Source organism: Cupriavidus sp. SHE (assembly GCF_000812445.1).
GTDB lineage: Bacteria > Pseudomonadota > Gammaproteobacteria > Burkholderiales > Burkholderiaceae > Cupriavidus > Cupriavidus metallidurans.
Genome location: NZ_JWMB01000103.1, coordinates 1 through 4,663 on the forward strand (window position 1 = coordinate 1; position 4,663 = coordinate 4,663).

A 4,663-nucleotide genomic window follows, 5' to 3' on the forward strand; every position below is an offset into this window, starting at 1 on the left:
GCTGCGGTGCCTGCCGCCATGGACCAACGCCCCGTGGCGCCGTCGTTGTTGTAGTTGCCGACCGGTGTGCCGGTGTCGTTGACGCTGTAGTAGTGCGTCTGCGCGGCTGCAATAGCCTGGTTGGTGGCATACAACTGGCTGCCGTTGATGGCGTCCGTGCTCTTGGCACTGACGTCGCCGGCCGCGACATTGATGATCTGCCGTTCCGTTCCCGCGCCGCCTACGGACACCACGCCGTTGGCTGCGGAGCCCGCACCGGCAAACGTATAGTTCTTGCCAACAATCGTGGTACCCGTCACGGTTGTGGCAGGGCGATCGGTCGAAGCGTTGCCCAGCACTACGCTGTTGTCCTGCGTAGTCGTCACACCGCTGCCGATCACAAACGTGTTGTCGTTGGCAATCGTGTTGTTGTTGCCGAGACTGTAGCTACCGCTGCCCGTGATGGTGGTCGGATCGCCGATCGCACCACTATTGTTTCCGCTGACAACGTTCCCAGTGCCGATGCTCAGAGACTGCGCGCCGGTTGCCTTTGTGTTGTTGCCGATCGCAATGGTGCTTGCTGTCGTCGCACTGCTTCCGGTTCCAATTGCGACAGCGCCGTCGCCAGTTGCGGCGGCGCCAATCGTTCCGTTACCGCCGATGGCCACCGAACCAACACCACTGGACATCACCGAATAGCCGATCGCCACTGAACCCGTGTTGAGCGCACTCGCCGACTGGCCAATCGCCGTCGATGCATTGCCAAGTGCTTGCACGCCAGCGGAGTTGGCATGTCCACCGATTGCAATGGCGTCGGTACCGTTAGCCTGCGCCTGATCCCCGATCGCGACCTGCGAACCGCTGCCGTTGGCATTCGACGTGGTGCCGATTGCAACCGGCGAGCCACCGTTGCCCGCGCTAACCACAGCGCTGGCCGCAGTGCCGATCGCAACGGGGCCACCGCCGTACTGCGTGGTGGCCTTGGCGCCTTGACCGATCGCCGTGGCGCCAGTCTGCGTCGGCGTTCCGCCCTTTCGGCTGGCAGCCGTTGCGCCGTCGCCGATTGCCACCGATTCGGTAGTGTTGGCCGATGCGCCCGCGCCCGTGCCCCCGCCAATGGCCACGGAGCCCGACCCCGTTGCCGAGGAACCGGTGTTTGCCCATTGCGCAGAGGCAGTGACAGGTCCCAGAGCCGGCAGAAGCATGAGGGCTGTCATTGCCGCCCTCGCCATTCTGCGCACGCCCACGGCGCGGGTAGCTCGCTTGCCGTTCTTGCCATGTGCCTTGGCGGCCTCGCTGGCCACTACCCAGGTATTCAGCGCCGAGTTCCAGATTAGGCGATAGATCTTGTTCATTTGGATTCACTCACTCTAGCAATTGTCAATCCCTGGGCTTCCGCGAAGGGGTTTGTGTATTGGCTGGCCGTTTCATCAACGGGGCCGTTGCTTGGAGTGTGGGAAATCCAATGGGGGATATTTATAGGAAATTTCCCAAATGAATAGAAGGACTTGGATTTTGGGATTATTCAACCGTCTCGCTAGGAAATTTCCTAATCTTCGCGGAAGCGGGTCCCAGCTGACCTTGGTGTGTTGGAGCGCTGTGCGGGTTAGTCGCACGGATTGTGACTGGTGATTGGGCGCTGGCACCGATGTCATCGGCAGAGGTATTCGATGACGAGTGCAGATATGACTCATAGTCATCTCGACAACGTTCCAGAGCAACCTGGAAGGTTATCCATGCGCCATGAGGGCCTCTCGGGCGCTCGTATTTTTGACCGAATTTTTGGTTGATGAAGCAATTAAATTGCGAGTCATGGCCGCAACGGCGCTCTTAAGCGCTGCCCCGTTCTTGCGGCTTGAGGCGATTCCGCGATCCCTAATGGCGGCTATTCATGGTAGGGCGAATTGGGCACTTCCCATTACTTTGGGAAATTTCGTCGTATGTATTAGGAATATTACGGCGAAATAAGACGTCGTGTCGCAATGTATTTATATCTGATTAAAGCGAAGCTTCATTCATTGCTATAGAACTACTTCTAGTAATGCCATGAGAGCCATTCAATCGCACACGTCGGCCGGACCGCACGTCCTTGCGCGGCTTTATCCGAGCGCCCGGTACCAAGGCCGCTAAAAACCGTGTAGAGCGCGCCGACGAAATGACTGATAACCGATAGCCGGCCAGCAGGCAATACAAAAAGGCCGGATATCTGTCGCGTAATTCCACAGTCGCCCAGGCAGCTTCCCACTCATCGAATCTACAAAGCTCGCGGGCTCATGGAGCCCGCATGGAGAAGTATTGTGAACAAGATCTATCGCCTGATCTGGAACTCGGCGCTGAATACCTGGGTAGTGGCCAGCGAGGCGGCCAAGTCACATGGCAAGAACGGCAAGCGAGCTACCCGTACCGTTGGCGCGCGCGGAATCGCCAAGGCAGCAATGACTGGCCTCATGCTTCTGCCGACTCTGGGACCTGTCACTGCCTCTGCCCAATGGTCAAACACCGGTTCCTCGGCAACGGGGTCGGGCTCCGTGGCCATTGGCGGGGGCACGGGCGCGGGCGCATCGGCCAACACGACCGAATCGGTGGCAATCGGCGACGGCGCAACGGCAACCAGCCGAAAGGGCGGAACGCCGACGCAGACGGGCGCCACGGCGATCGGTCAAGGCGCCAAGGCCACCACGCAGTACGGCGGTGGCCCGGTTGCGATCGGTGCTCAGTCCAGTGCAGTGGTCAGCACAGGCAACGGTGGCTCGCCGGTTGCAATCGGCACCACGTCGAATGCCAACGGCAGCGGTTCGCAGGTCGCGATCGGGGATCAGGCGCTGGCCAACGGTACCGACGCCATTGCAATCGGTGGGCATGCCAACTCCGCTGGCGTGCAGGCACTTGGCAACGAGTCGACCGCAATCGGTCAGTCAGCGAGCGCGCTCAACACCGGTTCGGTGGCGATCGGTTACTCGGTGACGTCCAGTGGCGTGGGCTCCGTGGCGATTGGCGGTAACGGAACGATTGGTTCCACCGCGACGGGTAACGGTGCGCTGGCAATAGGTTCCGGTGCCAATGCAACCGCCGACAACACGGTTGCGCTGAGCACGGGCGCGAGTGCCGCATCCGTCGGTGCCATCGCTGTTGGCAATAGCGCCAACGCCAGCTACAACTCGGATATCGCCATCGGTACGAACGCGTCCGCCAACGGCTACGGTACGGGCGTCTCGGCCCCTTACGCTGCCGAGGCAATCGGCTATGGCGCCACCGCCAACAATTCGCTGGCTATGGCAGTGGGTACGCTGGCGACAGCCAGCGGACTGAGTGCAACCGCGATTGGCAACAACACCAAGGCGCTCGGGGACGGTTCGGTGGCCGGCGGCGTAGGCGCCAACGCCAAGGGCAGCAATGGCGTCGCACTGGGTTCGGGTGCCAATGCCTGGTGGAGCAGCGATATCGCCATGGGCTGGAAGGCTCAGGCCGGGTTGAGCACGGACACCAACAATGCGGGCAACATCGCCATCGGCCAGAACGCATCGGCTTCCGGCGGTAGTGCCACCGCTATCGGTGTGGCGTCTACTGCCACAAACTTTGGCGTAGCCATGGGTCTGTCCTCGAGCGCTACGGGTTCCAACTCGGTGGCGCTGGGCTACAACACCAAGGCCTCCAGCGGCCAGACCGCAGCCCTGGGCTATGCTGCCCAGGCGACCGGCCTGGACGCCACGGCGCTGGGATACGGTTCCACCGCCTCCGCGCAGGAAACACTTGCCGTCAGCCACGGTGCCGTGGCATCGGCCGCCCAGGCAACGGCCGTGGGTTACAAGGCGAGTGCTTCGGCGTTGAATGCCCTCGCCATTGGCGCGGGTGATGCCACCAACCCCGGTGCCGTTGCAGCCGGGCAATACTCCATCGCCGAAGGCTACAAGGCCAGCACCGATACGACGTCGAACAGCGGCATTGCAATCGGCAACGGTGCCGCGCTGACTGGCGCTCCCAACGGCATTGCAGTTGGCACTGGCGCAGCATCACTGGGCGCCAACAGTGTGGGTATCGGCTCTTCCGGCACCGCCTATGGCAATGGCGCGGTCGCCATCGGTCAAAACGCGGTTGCTGGTGTTGCGGGTAGTGCATCGACCGTCACCAATGGTATTGCGATCGGCAACGGCGCCAAGGCGACGGGCAAGCAGACTATCAGCATCGGTACCGGCAATGTCGTCAGCGGCGCAAACTCCGGCGCCTTCGGCGATCCGACCACGATTACGGGCAGCGGCAGCTACAGCCTCGGCAACAACAACACGATCGCCAACAACAACGCGTTTGTGATCGGCAGTGGTGTGACGACTACGCAGGACAACAGCGTAGTGCTGGGCAACGCTTCGACCGATCGCCCTGCCACAACCGTGACGGGTACCACGATTGTTGGCAAGAACTATACGTTTGCCGGTGCGGGCTCCGCAGCCAACGGCGTGGTGTCCGTAGGTGGCGCGGGAACGGAACGGCAGATCATCAATGTCGCGGCCGGTGACGTCAGTGCCAAGAGCACGGACGCCATCAACGGCAGCCAGTTGTATGCCACCAACCAGGCGATTGCAGCCGCGCAAACGCACTACTACAGCGTCAACGACACCGGCACACCGGTCGGCAACTACAACAACGACGGCGCCACGGGGCGTTGGTCCATGGCGGCAGGCACCGCAGC

Annotated in this window: 2 protein-coding genes; one reads left to right on the forward strand and one right to left on the reverse strand. The window is 61.7% G+C overall.

The genetic code is table 11. From position 1 onward, the window contains the following. Nucleotides 1-1,334 (reverse strand): ESPR-type extended signal peptide-containing protein (locus RN01_RS31500; RefSeq protein WP_255354667.1); only part of this gene is annotated, 1,334 nt, incomplete at its 3' end. 942 nt (nucleotides 1,335-2,276) lie between these two features. Here RN01_RS31500 and RN01_RS32685 point away from each other — a divergent pair. Further along, a partial coding sequence (locus tag RN01_RS32685) for an ESPR-type extended signal peptide-containing protein (protein WP_255354668.1) occupies nucleotides 2,277-4,663 on the forward strand: 2,387 nt, incomplete at its 3' end.